Source organism: Alteromonas sp. 5NS40-0096 (genome assembly GCF_057544385.1).
Window position 1 is genome coordinate 382,870 of record NZ_BAAJLQ010000002.1, and the last position, 20,437, is coordinate 403,306.

13 protein-coding genes are annotated in these 20,437 nt (G+C 45.3%); 5 read left to right on the forward strand and 8 right to left on the reverse strand.

Going from position 1 to position 20,437, the window contains the following annotated elements; all coding sequences use genetic code 11:
* The first annotated feature begins 29 nt into the window (after window positions 1-29).
* The gene (locus AC27G9_RS07595) at window positions 30-1,031 is read left to right on the forward strand and encodes a hypothetical protein (RefSeq protein WP_487072700.1); all 1,002 of its coding nucleotides are present in this window, start codon (window positions 30-32) and stop codon (window positions 1,029-1,031) included.
* Between the two features lie 80 nt (window positions 1,032-1,111).
* The gene (locus AC27G9_RS07600) at window positions 1,112-2,167 is read left to right on the forward strand and encodes an AraC family transcriptional regulator (protein WP_487072702.1); all 1,056 of its coding nucleotides are present in this window, start codon (window positions 1,112-1,114) and stop codon (window positions 2,165-2,167) included.
* On the opposite strand, the gene AC27G9_RS07605 is transcribed toward AC27G9_RS07600, so the two are convergent.
* Window positions 2,116-3,348: a sterol desaturase family protein gene (locus tag AC27G9_RS07605; protein ID WP_487072704.1), complete on the reverse strand. Its 1,233-nt coding sequence runs from the start codon at window positions 3,346-3,348 to the stop codon at window positions 2,116-2,118. The genes AC27G9_RS07600 and AC27G9_RS07605 overlap by 52 nt on opposite strands.
* Before the next feature lie 131 nt (window positions 3,349-3,479).
* Window positions 3,480-4,691 carry a hypothetical protein gene (locus AC27G9_RS07610; RefSeq protein WP_487072706.1) on the reverse strand — a complete coding sequence of 404 codons (1,212 nt, stop codon included), beginning with the start codon at window positions 4,689-4,691 and terminating at the stop codon, window positions 3,480-3,482.
* Between the two features lie 224 nt (window positions 4,692-4,915).
* On the opposite strand from AC27G9_RS07610, the gene AC27G9_RS07615 reads away from it, so the two are divergent.
* The gene (locus tag AC27G9_RS07615; RefSeq protein ID WP_487072708.1) at window positions 4,916-6,418 is read left to right on the forward strand and encodes an MFS transporter; all 1,503 of its coding nucleotides are present in this window, start codon (window positions 4,916-4,918) and stop codon (window positions 6,416-6,418) included.
* 62 nt (window positions 6,419-6,480) lie between these two features.
* Here AC27G9_RS07615 and AC27G9_RS07620 read toward each other — a convergent pair whose 3' ends face one another.
* The 6 genes from AC27G9_RS07620 to glpK all read right to left on the reverse strand — a co-directional run bounded on the left by AC27G9_RS07620 (window position 6,481) and on the right by glpK (window position 17,805).
* Window positions 6,481-8,610, reverse strand: a complete 2,130-nt coding sequence (locus AC27G9_RS07620; protein WP_487072710.1) for an alpha-galactosidase — start codon at window positions 8,608-8,610, stop codon at window positions 6,481-6,483.
* A 286-nt stretch (window positions 8,611-8,896) separates the two neighbouring features.
* Entirely contained in the window at window positions 8,897-10,348 is a 1,452-nt protein-coding gene (locus AC27G9_RS07625; protein ID WP_487072712.1) for an SLC5 family protein, read from the reverse strand.
* A gap of 22 nt (window positions 10,349-10,370) precedes the next feature.
* A complete protein-coding gene (locus AC27G9_RS07630; protein WP_487072714.1) occupies window positions 10,371-11,132 on the reverse strand; it encodes a SapC family protein in 762 nt (253 codons plus the stop codon).
* Window positions 11,132-12,661 carry a tryptophan halogenase family protein gene (locus AC27G9_RS07635; protein WP_487072716.1) on the reverse strand — a complete coding sequence of 510 codons (1,530 nt, stop codon included), beginning with the start codon at window positions 12,659-12,661 and terminating at the stop codon, window positions 11,132-11,134. The genes AC27G9_RS07630 and AC27G9_RS07635 overlap by 1 nt, the downstream gene beginning before the upstream one ends.
* Window positions 12,662-12,772: 111 nt before the next feature.
* Window positions 12,773-15,577, reverse strand: a complete 2,805-nt coding sequence (locus AC27G9_RS07640) for a TonB-dependent receptor (protein ID WP_487072718.1) — start codon at window positions 15,575-15,577, stop codon at window positions 12,773-12,775.
* A 743-nt stretch (window positions 15,578-16,320) separates the two neighbouring features.
* Window positions 16,321-17,805 (reverse strand): glycerol kinase GlpK, encoded by a 1,485-nt coding sequence (gene glpK, locus AC27G9_RS07645; RefSeq protein WP_487072720.1) that lies wholly within the window; start codon window positions 17,803-17,805, stop codon window positions 16,321-16,323.
* Window positions 17,806-17,949: 144 nt separating this feature from the next.
* Here glpK and AC27G9_RS07650 point away from each other — a divergent pair, with 144 nt between their 5' ends.
* Both AC27G9_RS07650 and glpD read left to right on the forward strand, forming a co-directional pair.
* On the forward strand, window positions 17,950-18,708 hold the full coding sequence (locus AC27G9_RS07650; protein WP_487072722.1) for a DeoR/GlpR family transcriptional regulator: 759 nt from the start codon (window positions 17,950-17,952) through the stop codon (window positions 18,706-18,708).
* 191 nt (window positions 18,709-18,899) lie between these two features.
* Complete coding sequence (glpD, locus tag AC27G9_RS07655; protein WP_487072724.1) at window positions 18,900-20,402, forward strand: glycerol-3-phosphate dehydrogenase; 1,503 nt, start codon at window positions 18,900-18,902, stop codon at window positions 20,400-20,402.
* Window positions 20,403-20,437: the final 35 nt, after the last annotated feature.

Here is a 20,437-nt window from a genome sequence, read left to right on the forward strand (position 1 = left end):
CCTTTTTACCGCGTTTGTCGGAGAAATACGTGAACCCAGCACTAAAAAGTAAGCTGCCTCTACTGTTTTTACTCATGATCTCTGTTGCATGGGGAGCCTACTACTCGTCAAAAACGGTACTGAATGATTTCGGGCAAGCAAACTTTGAATGGCTGTTTTTAGTCGACGCGCTAATTGTACTCCCTCTTCTTTGTTGGTTTAGCGAGAGCGACAAGAAAAAAGCGACGAGCAAAGCACTGATTTTAATGCTAATTGCAGTCGTTGTCGGCAGCTACATTATCCCTGAACCTAATAAAGATGTTTGGCACGTTTTAGAGTTTGGCCGCTATGTTGTACTGGGGATCGTATTGTTAATTGAAGTGTTTACTATTGCTACTGTTTACATGGCTGTTCGGCACGCGTTGGTCAATGGTCAAGACCCAGATGAGGCCATAGCACAGCCTGTTCAAAGGCAATTTGGCACAACCTTGTTCAGCTCTCTGCTGTGCTTTGAAACCAGAATGTGGACTTTCGCTTTGTTTTCTTCTCGAATCCGCAAGCGTGACTATCGGGGGCAACAACACTTTTCATATCATCAGAAAGATGGCGCACATAGTCATCTACTGGGTTTTATGCTGATTATGCTATTAGAATTGCCAATCATGCATATGCTGCTGCACTTTCTGTGGTCGCCAAGTGCCGCCAATATTGTGACGTTATTGACGGCATTCGGGCTGGTGTTTTTTTACGCCGAATTAAAAGCTGTTGCATTGCGTCCTATTTCAATTGACCACCGTGAGCTCATTATACGGGTAGGTATTTATCAGCCGCTTTACGTGCCACTAAGCTTGGTCAAACGCATAGAAGAAAACCACAAATTTATCAGGCGTGATAAAGGTATAAAACGGTGTAATTATGCTGGCGTACCAAATGTGCGGATCGAATTGACAGAACCGGTAAAAGGTATCCATACCCTTTATTTGGGGCTCGATACGCCAAATAGCTTTATCGCAGCAGTTGAACAATCCATACAGCCTGCTAACGACAATTGAGTTAAATCAGTCGACAACAGCTACGCTAACCAATACACTTTTACAAAAAATTAACACCAAAAGCAGTGGTTTAGTGTTTTATGATTCCTACGCTCCCGGCTTATTCTATTCGCGCGTTAGTGGATTTCTTATCTTTGTCTGGCGTACCTCGGGCCTACCTATTACAAACCCTGAATACCGATGAAACATCGTTAAACCAAAGTGATGGTGTCTATACGACCAGACAATATGAGATGTTAATGTCATTAGGCCAGCAGGAGTTGAATTGCAGCAATGTTGGGTTTCAGCACGGCAAGCATTTTGATATCGGATTCTGGGGGATTTTGGGTTACATCGTGGCAGCCGCGCCTACGCTAAAAGAAGCATTGGGTTACCAGCAACGCTACCAATGCCTTTTGGGAAATTCTGGCTTGGCTTATTTCGAGTCTGAGCGAGATACCATTACTATGCGTTGGCTATCTGAATATGGCGCAAGCGCAAATACGGTAGAGCAGGTAATTACAGCTTGGGTGGCCTTTGCTTTTACTCACACCAAATCAAGCGCCTGCCCCAGTGGCGTTTATTTTACTCATTCATTGAATGGCGAGCTAAGTGAGTACCAAGCGTTTTTCCGTTGTCCTGTTTATTTTAATGCGGACTTTAACGGGATACGAGTTGATGCTCAGCATTTTGATCTCGCGATCTGTACCTCTCACCAAGAAGTATTAAATGTATTGTGTCACCACGCAGAACAAACTTTGGCCGAGAAACGCCGTTCGACCCCTTTGGATATTATTCGCCAATTTATTATTGAAAGCTTGCCCGAAAAGGTGCCAGATTTATCTCAAATTGCAGAATATTTACAGTTGAGCGAGAGACAATTACAGCGGCTATTTCAGCGCTATCAAACCAATTGTTCAGCATTTTGCGACAAAGTAAGGTTGGACTTAGCCGTGTCATACTTGTCGCAAACCGAACACAAACTCTTATATATCTCTCAAGCGTTGGGTTATTCAGAGCAAAGCGCTTTTCAGCGCGCATTCAAACGGCGTTATGGCGTAACGCCGAGAGATTTCAGATTGTCGCCGCCCACGGCATCAGCGTTTTATGGCGAGGTCGAGGGCAATTCCCCTTCTGAGTTAGATTTGGCGAGATAAAAGCACGCGCCACTGATAGCATTAATCCCCAGCATCAAAGCAAACAACGTGTGGTTTCCTACGAAGTAATACAGAGCAATGCTGCTTGAGAGCAAGCGTAAGGTTTCTACAACACCACTGTAGCGTTTCGCTTCTTGCAAAGTACTGATACCCCAGCAGTGATACATGACTAAACCACAGACAGCAAAGTTTTGCGCCAGAGTCAGGTTGCCCACATGCAGAATGTAGGCAAAGGTGAGGGCGATAACCAGAGCAAATTGTATAAGGACGTAGGCCTTCATTGTGGTAGATAGCGCTACATCATATTTGATCAAGGTTTTGCTATTGGCATATTTTCTTGGGTAGTCTTTTTTTAAGTCTTCCGCTCTGAAGCCCGGCGGCATAAAAATGGTTTTAATCTTATCGACCCACCGTTTTGTGCGCCACGCATCAATCAGAATGTTTTTGTATACTTGTAGGTTCGCCCAAATCGGATTCCAGCTATTTAGTTGGTAACTCACACCATAGACAATTTTGACGTCGGCTCTCTCGTCTTCAAAGGAGTTGAAAAGTTTGTCCCAAAGAATAAAAACGCCACCATAATTTTTGTCGATGTAAGGGCCATTCAAAGCGTGATGTACTCTGTGGTTACTCGGTGTTACAAATATCGCTTCATACCAATCCGGCATTCTATCAACGTGACGTGTGTGTACCCAAAACTGATAAATCAAATTCAGTGAACCGCAAGCAACAGCGAGTTCTGGCGACACACCTATTACCGCCATCGGCAGATAAATCACCCAAGCGAATAAAGCTGGCGTGCTGGTCTGTCGCAATGCCGTCGTCAAATTGAATTCTTCACTCGAATGGTGAACGACGTGCGACGCCCACATAATCGAGACCCGGTGGCTAAGGCGGTGAACCCAGTAATACCCTAAATCGTAAACCACGAAGGCAAATATCCACACAGCCCAGTGGTCATTAGGGATATCGACAATGCGGTGTTCTTGATAAAGCCAGACATAGACCGACAATGGCAACATGGCTTTCAAAATGCCAGTAACGCGGCTGAACACACCTAAATTGAGCGAGTTTATTGCGTCGTTAAACTGGTAATATCCAGTCTTTCTGATCTTATCAACGACTAATTCAATTGCGATTAGTAAGAAGAAAAAGGGTATAGCTGCGATGATAAAGGCCACGAAGAGCTCCCATTCTGCGTATTATCCACCCAATGTAAGCTAATTAGGGGGCAAAATATTGACCCGAAAACGACAATTATTGACCCTAGACACCGCAATAAGCTCCCAATTTACATCGTTACCCGCTGTCGCTACTCTTTGGTGTTGATGAATGGCGCGGCAGTGACTTCAGGGATGACAATGAGATAGTCGTGTCCGTTTACGGTTTTGCGCAATACGTCATTGTCGATCTCAATTTTCCCTTTAGCCATAGCAGCCCGAATTGGGTTCAGATCGAACAATACCCAATTTTCGTCATTAACTTGCTCGAAAAAAGGCTGGAAATGTTTTAAATCTTTGCTCGTTGGGTCAACGGCCCCGATGGGCATGCCATCGAAGGGCACACCTTGGCTACCCGACATGCCGATAATCATTATGTGCAATGATGATTTAAATTCAGAGTCCATAATATTGGCCACCAAATTCCCGATATCGTAGCCACCCAACACGCTTTCAGCCTTGTTCGTGTGGATCGCACCATATTTAAACAAGCTCTTTCCTTGAAGAATTGCATGTAACTGGCCCATTACATTGTGCTTCATCAGTTGGATGCGTAAATGGTGGTCTTGTGTTAGGTAAATCGTTCTTGAAAGCATCAAATCTGAAATGATTTTATGCTCTCGCTGACTGAGCAATAGTCCTTGTAGTTCGGCAAGTTGGCTTTCGAATTGAGGCGTAAAAAAGTACGGAGCACCCTCGCCTTTAGTAAAGCGGGAAAAGTGTAGGGACGATTGCTCCATGATATCTTGATAGATAGCTTTTGCTTTATCATGTGAAGTGATTTCGCTGAGCTGAGCCGCCATGAGGAGATCTGCCGTTAGCACGATTTGATCCGTACCATAGAGCTGGGTGCCGTCTTTGCTCAACTGCTGCAACAATGCAAATTCTGGCGCTAGGGCGTAAAACGAAAACGTAGAGCCATAGTTATCAAGATAGTGTTGTAATGCGTCATCGCTGTCTTCTTGGAGATGATAAGCGATGGCCTCAGCAGAGTAGGGATCGATTTCACAAAAATAACTGTCGAACTTAATCTTTGCTGCTAGTGCCGACGTAAATGCGGGGATTTCATTGTAGAAATGATCTTCTCCAATCAAGGTAGCTTGGTGCGACTTCACCGCTTCTAAGACGGTATTCCAGCCTTTCCCACTGAATTTACCATCTTGGTAAGAAAAGGCCTCAGCGTTTTGCTCAATGACTTGGTTGAGGTTCGATTGCGCCAAAACTGTTGGCGAGGCAAAAAACAGTAGTGCTGTAATGCTGCGAAGGATCGTCTGGGACAGTCTTGTAGAGAATTTCCGTTTCATAATAAATCGCTTTTTAAATCAATGAATAAAAAGCATAAACGGAATTTACAACTATGCAATAGTTTGTTTTTTATACACAGCGAATAGGGCGATTTTGAAGCGGCTTTTTATTGGTGTTTACGCTACGACCTACATACGTATTCAGCTCAAACAGTCCAAATTATCATCAAAATTATAGGTACTATGAAAAATTAACAATTTATTTTCATTTTAGCAGGGCAGCAATGAAACAACCGCAATTACATTTTTGGCAGATGTGGAACGTCAGCTTCGGTTTTTTAGGCATACAAATCGGCTTCGCATTACAAAGCGCAAACATTACCCGTATCCTCGCTGATTTAGGGGCGCACCTTGAATCCTTATCTTTATTTTTTCTAGTCGCTCCTTTGACGGGGTTAATCGTGCAACCCTTCGTTGGCGCTGCAACCGATAGAACTTGGAACAGAATGGGGCGTCGCAATCCGTATATTTTTTACGGCGCTTTTTTCGCGTGTATCGGCATGCTGTTGTTACCCAATGCTTCGGTATTTGTTGCGATTTTGTCTCCTATGATTTTTGGCGTGTTTATGCTGGCGTTGATGGATGTGTCCTTCAACGTCACCATGCAACCATTTCGAGCTCTCGTTTCCGATATGGTGCCCGCTGAGCAGAGAGACAGGGGGTACGCGATTCAGACATTGTTGATCAATATCGGCGCGATTTTTGGCTCGCTGCTGCCGTTTTTGCTCACTAACGTTGTTGGTCTGGACAATACTGCAGTTTTGGGTCAGGTATCTCCTTCGACTACTTGGGCATTCTACGTTGGTGCTACCGTGATGATGGGGTCGGTGTGGTGGACCGTATTCCGCACAAAAGAGTATCCACCTGAGCAATATTACGCGTTTAAGGGAATGGACGCTAAGGCTGTAGAAAAAGAGCATGAAGTGGCAAAATCGATACCTTTGAAAGACAAAATTAGCGGCTTTGTACGTTTACTGAGCGATATGCCTCAAATCATGCGTCAACTTGCTGTTGTTCAATTCTTCTCGTGGTTTCCACTGTTTATCATGTGGACTTACATGCCAACTGCGATGATGCAATATGCTTGGGGAATCGATATTCAATGGTTTGACCCAGATTACGTTGAATCCGTTGGTGGCTTTACTGATGAAGTGGCGAATGCCCGCGGTACAGCTGGTGATTGGAATGGATTATTGAGCGCCGTCATGTTTGTTTCTGCAGCGAGCTTTGCAGCTATATTGGGGCCACTGATGCAAAAATTTGGTCGTAAACCTGTCTATGCAACCGGGTTGCTGATGGGAGGCGTCGGTTTTGCGAGTTTCATTTTGTTTAACGATACCACGGTTGTCGAGGTCAATGTGTTGGTGACAACTTTGGCTTTGCCGAAAGCGGCTTTATGGCTGATCGTGCCAATGATAGGCATAGGCTTTGCGTGGGCAAGTCTCTTGGCCGTTCCCTATGCGATGTTGGCTGGCGCTTTGCCTGCTAATAAAACTGGCGTGTATATGGGCATCTTCAACTTTACCGTAGCCACGCCACAAATTGTTGCTGGTATTGTAATTGGGCCGATGTTGGCAAACGTTTTCGATAATCATGCCATCTACATGATGTTGATGGCAGGTGGGTCAATGACGCTCGCGGCGTTATCTGTGAGTTTAGTTAAATCTTCTAATGATGATGAAGCTGAATTAAGTCGACAAATCGAAGACGAGGTGGTTAAAACTTAGTCTCGCTTTACCTAGGGAAAAAAGCGCCGCCACACAAGGGAGAACAGCGGCGCTGAGAGAAACTACACAGCTGTGAGTTTAAAAATCAATGCGGTTTGCGGGAACACAACTGGCATTTGCATACCGAATTGCATCAAAGCGTCACCGGATACAACTTGGCCGTCAATCTTGTTCCATATTGACGGGCTGTATTCTTTCAGCGCGTTTGGCCACGCAATATCAACTCTATAGGTTTGCTCTGCACTGAGCCCCGCAAATACCATTCTACCGGGGTTGGTGCGCACGGTTTCGATTACGCTGTTATAGGCAAACAATGCCTGCGTTTTCTCTTGGTTTACGATACCAAAGTTAATATTCAGACCGTCTTCGTTTAATCGAACCAAATTGCCACTGTGAATTAACTCGCGATTCTCTTTATGAAGCGCGATAGCTTGAGTTAGCTCCACTGTCTCTTCTTCGGTTAGCTCTCGAGGGTCCATCTCGATACCCATGTGACCAAACATCGCTACAGCAGCGCGCATAGCGATTGGAATATGGCGACCGGTGATATGGCAGTCCCTTGGACCAACGTGCGCACCCATTACCTCTGCTGGGAAAAAGAACGAGAAACCTCTTTGTATGCTTAAGCGATCGAGCGCATCGTTAGAGTCTGACGTCCAGAATCTGTCAGTGGTTTGTAAAATGCCCAGGTCGACACGTCCACCTCCGGAACAACAACTTTCAATTTCTAGCCCAGGGTGTTGAGACTTAATACGAGATATTAAGTGGTATAAGGCTTGAATTTGTTTGTGCATTGCGGGTTGACCGCTTAGCCCACCTTGATGATTAACATCGCGGTTCATGTCCCATTTTACATATTTAATCTGGGGGTGAGCAGTCAGCACATCATTCACAGCATTGAACAAGTATTCCACTACATCAGGGTTACTCAAATCCAAGACATATTGATGGCGAAACGGGATTTGCGGGTTATTTGTGGTTTGCAATACCCACTCAGGGTGGGCACGGTACAAATCGCTATCGGGGTTTACCATTTCGGGTTCAAACCACAAGCCAAATTCCATGCCTAAACGATTTACATGCTCAATCAGTGGGGTAAGGCCATCGGGGTATACCGTTTCATCGATAACCCAATCACCGAGCCCCGCTTTATCGGAACGACGACCTTTGAACCAGCCATCATCGAGGACAAACCGCTCAACGCCAAGTGGCGCAACTTTATCAGCTAGCGCTTTTAATGTGTCGACATCATGATCGAAGTAAATGCCTTCCCACGTGTTGTAATGCACAGGGCGCGCTTTCGTCGATACTGAATGAGTCAGAACGTTAGCGCGAATGTAATTGTGGAAGTTGTTTGACAGGTGGCTGAATCCCTCTTTGCTGTAACCCATGTATAAAACAGGGGATGAATAGCTTTGATCTTTTTCAAGAGAGACTTCACCGGGTAGCAATAACTCTCCAAATTGAGCATAAGTACGGCCGTCAGCCATCATTTCTGCTCGCATTCTGTGGTTACCACTTGTCCCTAAGTGAAAGCCAATACATTGGCCTGCTTGTTCGTCAGTGCCAGCCTCATACGAGATCAAACCGCCAAACGTATCGTGGGATGTTTTACCGCGGCGATTTTCACGAACATAACTACCCATAAAAAGATCAATGTCTTTGGTCTGGAACTCACTGGACCAGCGCCCTTCAAAGGTTTTCAGTTTGGTGTATTTAGGGCCTAATGGAATCGTTGCTGAGTTGAACCACTGAACATTCATAGGGCTAGCCGACATGTTCGTTATGCTCGACTGTAACGTGACTATACTGGTGTTAGTATCGAGTTCGACTCGAACAGTCAGTTTGACCAACCTATGAGTATCAATACACGTGAGTATTGCTGAAGATTGAGACTGTTCAACGTGAGATAGGGTAGCGCCTGTTGACCACAGCTCAGGAGCACCATTGATTTCCATACCGGGGGCTCCGGTAAATCCGTCACCGTAACTCGGTATTAGTGCAATAGGAGGTTCATTAACTGGCGCGCACTTTGCCTCTTGTCTTGTACTCAAAAGGGTTAGCATTTCTGGCGTGGTGGATGCGCTTAATTTACTGCCGTAATACAAGATAGTCGGAACACGTGTCTGGCAGTCGATCACCAAGCTAACCTGGTCATTATCCAACTGAATATAAGAAGGAATAGAAGACATGAAGATCTCCAGCGTAATGAGTTGTTAATATTGTAGCTAGAGTGTTGAAAATCAGACACGCCAACTGTGAACTATGTCGCGAAGTTTACATCATTATGCATTTAGGGAAAACGTTTTACTTCCTGTTTTTTGCGGCTTTTCGTGAAAAATATGCCAAATGCCCGCTGGACGGATCAGTTGTTAATCTGTAGTGAGTTTTGTTAATTCGTTAGCTGAATAATGAGGGATGGAAAACTGTCTTTTGGGTATAAAAAAAGCGCCGATAAACGGCGCTTCCTTGGTGCGTTTACCCGCGGTAAACGTCTAGGGAGAACTCGGCTTTTTGCCCGAAGATGACTCGGTTGACCAACAGTGCAAAAGAGACGCAGGCAATTAGGGTAACAAACATCAAGTGGATATAGTGCAATCCAAACGGTGCATAAAACGGTGAGAACTCGAAACTCAATAGTGCGTAAAGTGCCACACCAAATACCACTGAGAATATCCCCGCGTTAGCGTTGACATTGTTAAACAGTAAACCGACAACGAATACTGATAGGATAGGCATGCTCAATAAGCCATATAACTGTTGGATTAAGTTAATGATGCTATCTGCTTGTTGGTAAATCGGTATCAATGCTAGAGATACAAAGCACAGTAAAATAGTCACAAAGCCGCTAAGCTTAGGTACATTAGGCGTTTTATTCACGTAGCTTTCATGAATATCACACACATACAATGCTGTTGCAGAGTTCAAGTTACTGTTAAATGTCGTCAATACTGCTGCTGCCATAGCTGCTGCAAAAACACCCGATAACCAATCTGGCAATACCTCTGACACTATCATGCCATAGGCGCTATCACCGACGTCACCGAAAAGTTTAAATGAGATGATACCCGGTACAACGATAATTGCCGGTACGATAAGCAAGCGGATTCCAGCTGCGGCGAATACCCCTTTTTGCGCTTCTTTTAACGACGGTGCAGCCATTGCACGTTGTGTAATCACTTGGTTGGTGCCCCAGTAGAACATTTGAATGAAGATCATACCGGTCAACAGTGTGTGCCAAGGAATCGGAGAGCTATCATCGCCGATAAGGGTCAAACGCTCTTTTGGTATGCCGTCAAAGTTATAATCAATCGCTTGTAGCGCAAGTATCACGACAACAACCGCCATAGTGAGTAGCAACACACCCGAGTATGTGTCAGAGACAGCAACTGCTCTTAAACCACCGAAGATTGCGTACAAGGCGCCAACGATGACGAAAATCACAGCAATGTACATTAATGGCAATTCGACATTAAACATAGACTGCATGAACAACGAACCGGAATAAATCACCGCCGGGCAAAATATCAACGCGCTACCAGCAAAAAACAACGCGCTGATTACCGCGCGAATATGCTTGTTCGCATAACGCTGCTCGAGAAGTTCTGTTGTTGTTGTGCATTTAAACTTGTAGTAAACGGGCAAGAAAACTTTTGCCAAAACGAATAAACCGACAACAGCCGATAGCTCCCAAAGTGCCAATAGGGCCATTTGGTTGCCATTCATACCAACGAGTTGGTCGGTACTTAGGTTTGTTAATGTGATACTCCCTGCAACAAAGTACCAAGCTAAACCACCACCGGCTAAGAAATATTCTCTATTTTGGTTAGTGGCGCCACGATTTTGTCCACGACAACTGAGATAGGTGAGCAAACCTATCAAGGCTGTGACAAAAAGAAAAACAGACACTTGGATAGTGCTGGAAGACATCTACTGCTCCTATGAACTTAAATTAGGACTTGCTGGTTTCGAACTTAATGTTTTTTATTTGGTTTTCAGGGTAGCGTCCATTGTGTAAGCGAATGAGTCGATTCACCTGAAGTATTGAGCCTAAAAGGCTATACATTGGCGCCAATACGCCTTGTGTATTCAATTCGTGTAGGGTTTGTGCTGACAAGCCCTTCAATGCGTTTTCATTGACCGTTGCCAAACCATTGATGCGTTGCTGTTCGCCGTTCGCAAACTCTAAAATGAGGTCAACAGGTTGGATTAACCCCAATTTTTCTGCATTGGCGAGAATGCTTTGGGTTTGAGCAAACGCGCTAACTCGTTCGTCGAGTTGTTTTAGCTTGTTGCTCAAATATGGCGTTGGGCGATTAGCAGCGTTGTAAAGCGCTTCGCCATGATGAGATGAAACGGCAGAATGGGCGGTGTCTAACATGACCGTCGACTGATTCTGTTCATCGTATTGCATCGACAATGGCAGTGTACGTAAGCTCATTGGCGTGTAATGTGCGGTCCATTGCTCTGCACTGGGGCTAAACAAATTCTGTCCGGGTACAAAACTGCATAGGGCTGAAACCGTCCAGCCCTTACCGTTGGCGATACGGCTAAAGAAAAGTGCAAATTCGGTACTGGCATTTACGCATTCGGCGACCTCGACGTGTACCATATGTTGCTTGGCAAATGTCGCAATTAGCTTTTGTTCGTCAACGAACAGTTTTGAATGTTTATCAGCAGATAGAGATTCGAAATTTGGCATTGATTGTTCCATTAGTTTTCCAGCCACTGCGCGATGTAGTCCCTATGATTAGGTAAATTGCTGAGCTTTTGTTGGGTAATTAACTGGCTTTGACGAATTAAAGACTGCGCCATATCGGTTTGTTGATAGCGATGTTGCTGCAAACTAAAGTCGGGTTTGAAACCCATACCATAAAGTACATATTGGTAACTGGCCGCTGGGAACAATTCGATGGCTGATGAAAAGTCTTCGATTTGAGGGCCTCTATAACCCCAAATCGCCAAATCTTGTTTCAATGATTCGGGAATGGTCTCAGGGTTTTTGTTGGCTTGCCAATAAGGTTCATCTCGTTGATTCAAGATGTAGTGCAACTTCAAAAAGTCGATGATGCGTGTCCAGCGATAGGCCATTTGCTTATTAAACCTATCACTCACAATTGACATAGCTGGCGCTGGAGCAGGCATTTGCTCCGCAATGTAACGGGCTGATATTTCGATTAACATCAAGGCCGTTGCTTCAAGTGGCTCGACAAATCCTGCGGACAAGCCCACCGCAACACAGTTAGCTTTCCAAAATTGAGATTTATAGCCCGAGTCGAATCTTATTAATTTCGGTTCAAGTGATTCGCCTTTCGGCCCGACGTATTGACGAAGTATCTCAAGGGCCTTGTCGTCAGAGATAAAGTCATTGGAGTATACATGTCCTACGCCTCTTCTTGACGACAATCCAATATCCCAAATCCAACCCGCTTCCTGAGCCGTTGCTTGTGTGTATGGCTTGATTTCATAATCGTCACCATAGGGGACGTGCAACGCCAATGCAGAATTATTGAATAAAACATGATCGGTAGAATTGGTCGTGACTTGCAGCGCATCGCCAAGTAGCAATGACTTGAAACCCGTGCAATCGACAAATAAATCGGCAGTCAGTACGGTACCGTCTTCCAAAGTAATGGATTCGATGTGCGTATGATGAGGCGCACTAATGCTTTTGACGGTTGCGACTTTGTGGCTTACACCAAGCTTTTGCGTACAAAACTCTCGCAGTAAATCAGCAAAAGCACCTGCATCAAGGTGGTAGGCATAATTTGATTGGGCACTGTTGTACTCAGCGTCACTGAGTTCTCGTGGAGCTAAATTATGTTCGCAAACTGCCTCTTGAAAGTTTACCGCACTGGCATATGCAGAAATATCATCGATATAGGGGGCTAGGTCCATACGGCCATAGCCAAGCGGCACAGTGAAAGGGTGATAGTACTGGTCTTCACCAGTTACCCAATTGACAAACTTGCCACCCTGTTTGAATGCCGCAGAGCAGCGTTTGAAAACGTCTCGCTCAGATAGACCAATGTCTTTTAAAGTGTTTCGCATCGTTGGCCAAGTGCCTTCGCCAACACCGACTGTTGGAATGTCAGAAGACTCAATGACGGTAATATCGAGTGCACATTGGTTATCACCAACTTTGTGCTTAGCCGCGATAATGGCTGCAGACAACCAGCCAGCAGTACCGCCACCAACAATGATAATGCGCTGCCTATCGATTTGGCTTGTATTCATATTCATAGGAACAACTTGTTGCCTTGTTTCTCTTATCTATAGACTTGATTGTCTAGTACTGACAAATTTAATCAAGCCCATAGATAAAAGCAGGGGACTAGCCCCTGCATTTCAAGCTTAGAACTTAGCGCGTACACCGATTGAGTAGCGAGAACCATTGTCTTCAATAGCGAAGACTTGGTCTGCGAATCGACCGTGTTGACGTAGCTCTTCTTCAGTTACGTTGATACCTTCGAAGAATACTGTGAAGTTTTCGTTGATATCGTAGCTTGCGCTTACGTCCCACTGACCGTAGGTTTCAGTCGTCACTGGCTCTCCTGTTGCACCGCCAACAGACGTGTTGTCTAGTGCAAGTAGGAAGGCTTCACGGTTGTTAAACGCTACACGGGCTTGGAAAGCATCTTTCTCGTAGAACAGGATTAAGTTCTGAGAATCACCAAGGCCCTCCAGAGCGAAAGACTGTGTTGTATCACCAGATACTTCAGCGTCACTGTTTACAACAGTCGCGTTAGCCGTTACACCGAAGCCGTTGTCGAATACGTGCGTAATTGCCACTTCGAAACCGTTAACGTTAGCCGTTTCACCGTTTTGAGGACGAGTAACCGTGTACACCTCACTTTGACCATTCAGTTCATCGGTGTTGGCAACAACATCAAAGCCTGGGTTAAGAGGATCAAGGCTTACACCCGGTGCACACTCTGCTGCCGCACAACGGAAGCCGTCAGCTGCACTACGGTCAGCTAGTGTGAATGTCTCTTGTCCAGATAGGGTAACGATGAAGTTTTCCACTTCTTTGTTGAAAACTGCGAATGTGAACGCACTGTCATCGCTGTAATACCATTCGAATGATAGATCCCAGTTTTCAGCTTGGAACGGCTGAAGGCTTGGGTTACCACCTGCAGCTTGAAGGTTCTGACGACGTGGCTCACCAAATGTTGTCGCAGGAGACATTTGCGACATCGTTGGGCGAGTCAGTGAGTCATAGCGAGAGAAGCGCAAAATCATGTCTTCTTCGATCTCAAGTCTCACGTTCAAGCTTGGTAGCAAGTTAGAGTAAGACGTGCCATCGTTGATATTTTGCTCTGGGCCGAAGCGGTTCGCGAACAAGGTTAAATCTGAAGTCGGTACGACGTCAGAGATGAAAGCTTGTACTGCGGAAACGTTTACATCGGTCTCCTCGTAACGTGCACCAACGTCCATAGTCAATGGCATGTCGCCCAATTCATAGTCGAACTCGAACTGTGCATATACCGCCGTCACTTCTTCATTTACGCGGTACAAGTTAGGTTGAAGAGTAGGAACAATTGGGAAGCCTTCTGATGCTAGGAAATCAAGGTAAGCATCGCCGTCGTATGTGTACCATGTATCGATCAAGCCACCGAAGAAGTTGTTTGCAACGAATGGACGGATGTTCAACTGATCAACAGGAGCAGCCACTTGATAACCACAGAACGCACATTGAGAAGCGAATTCTTGGAAGCTGTACTTTTCACGATCTTGGTACAACAAACCAAAGTTTGCTTTGCGGAATACATCTGAGTCAGATTCGTAAACGAAGTCCGCTTTGTATTCTGTCACTTCGTCTTCTGTACCACGTGGACCACCTAGGTCATTGTAGTGAAGGCGAGAAAGGTTAACATCAGGCAGTTGACCATTTCCAAATGCATTGTGCTCAACTGTTGGGATGCTGCCCGTGCCGTCGAACGAGTAGTTGTTGATAATACCGATTACATTGAATCGGCCTTGACCCGCTACATCGTTTTCAGCGGTTGAATGGTTCACATCAAATGTCGCAACGAGCGCGTCGTTGATTTGCCATTCAACGTTAAGACCAAAACCGTCGTTGGTAACGTCGCGAGAGTTACGGTTTGTCGACACGAAATCCGATGCTGGGTTACCAGAACCTTGGTGAAGGTTGATTTCTTGCGTGAACTGAATCGCTGTACCTGTGTCTGGGTTTACCGTTGCAGAACCTACGCGATCAGGTTCAAACCACGATGCCAAATCCGTTACTAGCGAGTCTACTTCGAACTTAGACACGAAACCATCTAGTGTGATTGTTACGTCATCTGTTGGTGCAAACTGAGCAACAAGCGCTACGTTTGTGCGTGTTCTGTCTTGCTCATCAACAATTTGGTCCCAGTTACGCGGGAAGAAAACGTCACTTGCCAATACACCGTCGTTGCGGTTTGAAAGTGTAAGGCCTGGTCTCCAACCTGCAGTTTGGATACGGTTGATTTGTACTTGACGTTCCTGATGTGAAACGGCAAGCAGTACACCGAACTTATCATCGGCAAATGTATTACTTACTAACAGAGACGCTTGCGGAGACGTTTCTTCAGAAAGGCTTTCATAAACGCCTTTCACCGAACCCGCTAGCTGGAAACCGTCATAATCGAAAGGACGTGCTGTACTGATGTTAATCGTTGAACCGATACCACCAGACTGCAAATTTGCGACGCCACTTTTGTAGATGTTAGCACCAGTGATCTGGTCGGCTGCAAGCACGTCAAAGTTAAATGCACGGCCGTCAGCATCAGTCGCTAGTTGACGACCATTTACCAATACGGTGTTGAATTGAGGTCCGAAACCACGAACCGTTACTTGTTGACCTTCACCACCACTACGGTCGATTGACACACCTGTGATACGCTGTAGTGATTCGGCAACGTTCAAGTCTGGGAATTTACCCAAATCTTCTGCTGCGATACCGTCGGATACGGCAACTGACTCTTTTTTGTCAGCCATAGCGCGTTTCAAACTACTTACGATCCCGCGAACTTCAATGACTTCAACGTTAGAATTGTCTGCATCTTGCTGTGCAAAAGCACTAGTAGAGCACAATGCTGTGGCAACAGCTGCACCAAGCAACGAACGCTTGGCGAGAAGTCCCGCATTGTTTTTTGGTTTTGTGTGTTTCACTGTTTTTCTCCGTGGTGACAAAGCTTCAACTAAGCTTATTTGTCATATAAATAGCGTATGTTACCGGTTCGATCAACCTTCGTTAACAGTGTATTTACAATAAAAGTGAAACGTTTTCCCTCGGTTTGATTTATAAAGTTATGAATTAATTGGTAATTTTTAGACGACTGATTTGAATAAATTTTTTTAAAAAATTTTCACTTTTTTTTCGATTTTAAGAAGATCATAAGAAATTTACATTTTTAGCCCAAGTGTAAATGAGGTGTAGACAGCTGTGTTGAGTCGCTCTGATGCGAGATTTTAGTGGTTACAAAATAGTGTTTATGAATGTCACTAACACCGTGAGAAATATTGATTATCTATATGAATTATATGTGATTTTATTATTGTAATTCGTGTCGGTTTATTTCAATAGTTAGTTACTAAAAGCGCGTTTATGAGCAAATGACAATGTTGCAAGCATGTTGACTGGTGGGTAAAGCGTTTGCTCTCATTTGTGGGGTTGTTATTTAAGTCAATTAAAACATAGGGTTATAGATTTAAGGGTGTTGTAGTCGGAACCGCTTTATACATGCCTTGCAAATGTAATCGTCACTGAAGCATTGTCGGTTAAAATATAGACGATAATAGGGTGGTCTGCTTTCATTTTCGTTTTCATATGGCAGGTTGTTTTACCCGTTGAATGTGAGCAGAAAATGGCGGTAAACAAATAAAAAAGCGGCCGTTATAGCCGCTTGAAAACGTTATTGGCAACGAACCCGTTGCACGGCGTCTTGCCAATTACCGTAGGCTAGGTCCCGTTCTTCTTTATCCACACGTGGTTCAAACAGTTTGTCGCAGTTCCATTGTGTGGTGAGCTCGTCCAGAGACTGATACAGACCCGCTTTCAACCCTGCCAGGTACGCAACCCCAAGCGCCGTCGTTTCAGTGATTTCTGGGCGCTGAACATTGGCTCCAAGGATGTCTGATAGGTATGCCATCACCCAGTCATTTTTACTCATTCCACCATCTACTCTCAGCGTAGTAGGACGCGCACCATCACTTTCCATGGCTTTTTGTAGGTCTTTGGTTTGATAGCATACTGATTGCAAGCCAGCAGCCACGATTTCGTTGATACCAGTGTCTCTGGTTAGCCCCAAAATAGCGCCACGCGCGTTCGGATCCCAATAGGGCGCGCCTAAACCGGTAAAGGCCGGTACGAGAAATACCCCATTGTTTTGGCGTGCCATCTTAGCAAGCGCTTCGCTCTCAGAAGCATCTGCAATTAGCTTGAGACCATCGCGTAGCCATTGCACGGTAGCGCCAGCCATGAAAATACTTCCCTCTAGCGCATAGGTTGTCTTGCCGTTAATTCGATACCCGACAGTGGTGAGCAAGCGATTTTTCGATTTGAGCGGTTTGTCGCCGGTGTTTAAAATCATGAAACAGCCAGTGCCATAGGTACTCTTCGCCATGCCAGGTTCGAAACATGTCTGGCCGACAAGCGCGGCTTGTTGATCGCCTGCGACCCCTTGGATTGGTGCATTGCTGCCAAAAATGGCGTCGTCAATTACACCAAAATCATCGGCACTATCTAATACGTCTGGCAACATAGACATGGGAATGTCAAATTGCTTTAACAGCTTTTCATCCCAACTTTGCGTGAGTATGTTGAACAGCATAGTCCGAGATGCATTGGTCGCGTCTGTTGTATGAGATTTGCCGCCGGTTAAGCGCCAGATAAGAAAGCTATCAACCGTACCAAAAGCGAGTTTTCCCGCCTCTGCCTTTTGTCGCGCTCCCTCAACATTTTCAAGGATCCAGCGAATCTTAGTGGCAGAGAAATACGGGTCTAACAATAAGCCCGTCGCGTCTGTGATATACTCTGCAAATTGTGCGTTTTCAGCGAGTTTTGAACAATAATCGGAGGTTCGTCTATCTTGCCAAACAATGGCATTGTAAACGGGTTCACCTGTCTCTTTGTCCCAGACAAGTGTCGTCTCTCGCTGGTTAGTAATGCCTACTGTCGCAATTTGCGAAGGTGAAATACCAGATTCCTCAATGACGCTTTGGCAAGTGTCGACCACAGTTTGCCAGATATCTTCAGGGTTGTGTTCAACCCATCCATCATTGGGGTAGTGTTGCGAAAATTCTTGTTGAGCAGTGTGACACTGCTTGCCCTCTGCTGAGAACAAGATTGCACGTGAGCTGGTTGTCCCTTGGTCGATAGACAGAATATATTTTTGCACGCTGAGCCTCCTGTTGTTTTAATGGCGATAGTGCACTATTCACAATGAATTAACAACGCGAATTTTCGCAAACGAACATTTTTATTCTAAAATGAAAGTGTGAAAAACTTCACAAGCGTTTACCATGGCTAAGGAAAAAGTGAGATGAATCAAGCCCAGCGACATGAGAAAATGGTTAGCTTGGTCAAGCAAAAGAGTTTTATGTCGATTGATGAACTGGTGGAAGAATTTCAAGTCACACCCCAAACAATTCGACGAGACTTGAATCAGTTATCAGAAGAAGGCTTAGTAAGCCGCTTTCATGGTGGCGCTGGGGTCGCGACGAGTTGGGAAAATACGCCGTATCAAGATCGCAAAGCGCAACACAAAAGTGCGAAAGAAAAAATCGCTGAAGCAGTGGCACAGATGATACCGGATGGTGCCTCTTTATTTATCAATATCGGCACCACTACCGAGTTAATCGCATCAAAACTCCTCAATCACAAAAACTTGCATGTCGTGACAAATAACATCCATGTCGCCACTATTTTATCTGCCAAAGAGGATTTTAGCGTCATTATTGCGGCCGGAGAGGTACGCTTTAGAGATGGCGGAATCATTGGCGAGGCGACTTGCGATTTTATTAGTCAGTTTCGAATGGATTACGGCATCATTGGTATCAGTGGAATCAGTAGCGATGGTGCGTTGCTGGATTTTGACTTTCGCGAAGTGAAAGTTTCCCAAGCTATTTTGCAACACGCAAGGCATGTCATACTGGCCGCTGATAGTTCTAAGTTCGAACGCCACGCGATGGTAGAGCAAGGTAATATTGCCCAAGTGAACTGCCTAGTGTCAGACGGCAACCCACCAGAATCAATCACGAGTATTCTCGACCACAACGATATTGAATTGGTCAGCGTTTAGTTAGCTATTAACTTAGTTACTCCGAAGCCAGCAATTTGCTGGCTTTTTTGTTGAATTTTTCATCATTTATTTTCCCAGTAGAATCATACGTTAATATTCGTTTTATGTTCGTTTATTTTCGTTTTTGTTGACAAAGTGCAAATAAAGCGCTGAAATGTGTGCATGATTGATAGAGAACATGCAGCAAAGCGATGAGTGAAATGAAAACAGAATATGATGTTATCGTTGTCGGAGGCGGGGTAAACGGTACAGGTATCGCCGCAGATGCCGCTGGACGAGGTTTGAACGTCCTCATGTGTGAAGCTGCTGACCTTGCCAGTGCCACGTCGTCAAACAGTAGTAAGCTGATCCACGGTGGTCTGCGCTATCTCGAGCAATATGAGTTTCGTTTGGTGAAAGAAGCACTCGCAGAACGCGAGGTGTTGCTTGCGAAGGCACCGCACATCATGTGGCCGCTTCGTTTCCGCTTGCCTCATCAAAAGCATTTGAGGCCGGCTTGGATGATTCAAATCGGTATGTTCTTGTACGATAACCTCGCTAAGCGCGTGTCGCTTAAGCGTTCAAAGCGTGTAAAAACCGATGCGTCGTCGCCGCTAGTCAATACAATCTCCACTTGTTTTGAATACTCAGACGGATGGGTGGATGACGCAAGACTCGTCGTGTTAAATGCGCTTGCGGCGAGAGATCAAGGTGCGACCGTGTTGACTCGTACTGCTTGTACTTCCGCTGAGAAAGAAGGTGACTTATGGAAGGTCACATTAACTGATGCTTCTGGTAAAACGTTTACCGTCACGTCTAAGTCTATCGTAAATGCAGCTGGCCCTTGGGCAATTCAATTCTTGCAAGAAGTGGCGTCGTTAAAAAATCAGGATGCGATGCGCCTTGTTAAGGGAAGCCATTTCGTTGTACCCAAGTTATACGATACGGATGAGGCCTATATTCTGCAAAACGAAGATGGTCGTATCGTCTTTGTGATCCCTTACGAAGATGATTTCAGCCTTGTCGGCACAACGGATGTCAATTTTGTTGGTAATCCGAGAGATGCCGCAATCAGCAAAGAAGAAACCGATTACCTTGTTGAAGTCGTCAACGGCTACTTCAAGACTAAAATTACTACTGACGATATCGTTCATTCATATAGCGGCGTCAGGCCATTACTCGAAGAGGCCAATGCTTCTGCTCAAGAGTTGACTCGTGATTACAAAGTTGTGATGACAGGCGGTGATAACGAGCCTGTGTTACTTAACATTTTTGGCGGCAAAATCACTACCTTCCGCAAGCTTGCTGAGTATGCTGTTGATACACTTTGTGAGCACTTCCCTCGAGCGAAGGGGGCTTGGACTGAAGCGGCGGCATTACCAGGGGGCAATTTTGAAGGCAAAGAAGCGTTACAGGCCCAATTAGCCAAAGAGTTTCCGTGGTTGCCTACCGACATTGCGACGCGTTTTGTTAGAAGCTACGGCACCTTGTGTCGCGGCTTCTTGCAAGAAGCCGGCAGTCTTGAAGGAATGGGAATACACTTTGGAGCAGGTCTTTATCAAGCTGAAGTGGATTACCTTGTCGCCTCTGAATGGGCTTACACGGTAGAAGACATTTTATGGCGTCGCAGCAAATTGGGTTTGCGTCTGACTGCGGCCGAAAAAGCTCAGCTTAACGATTATCTCACTCAAGCCAGTGAACAACTATCGGCTTGAAAGTAACAGGTTGTTTGTCCCGAAGCAAAAAGGCG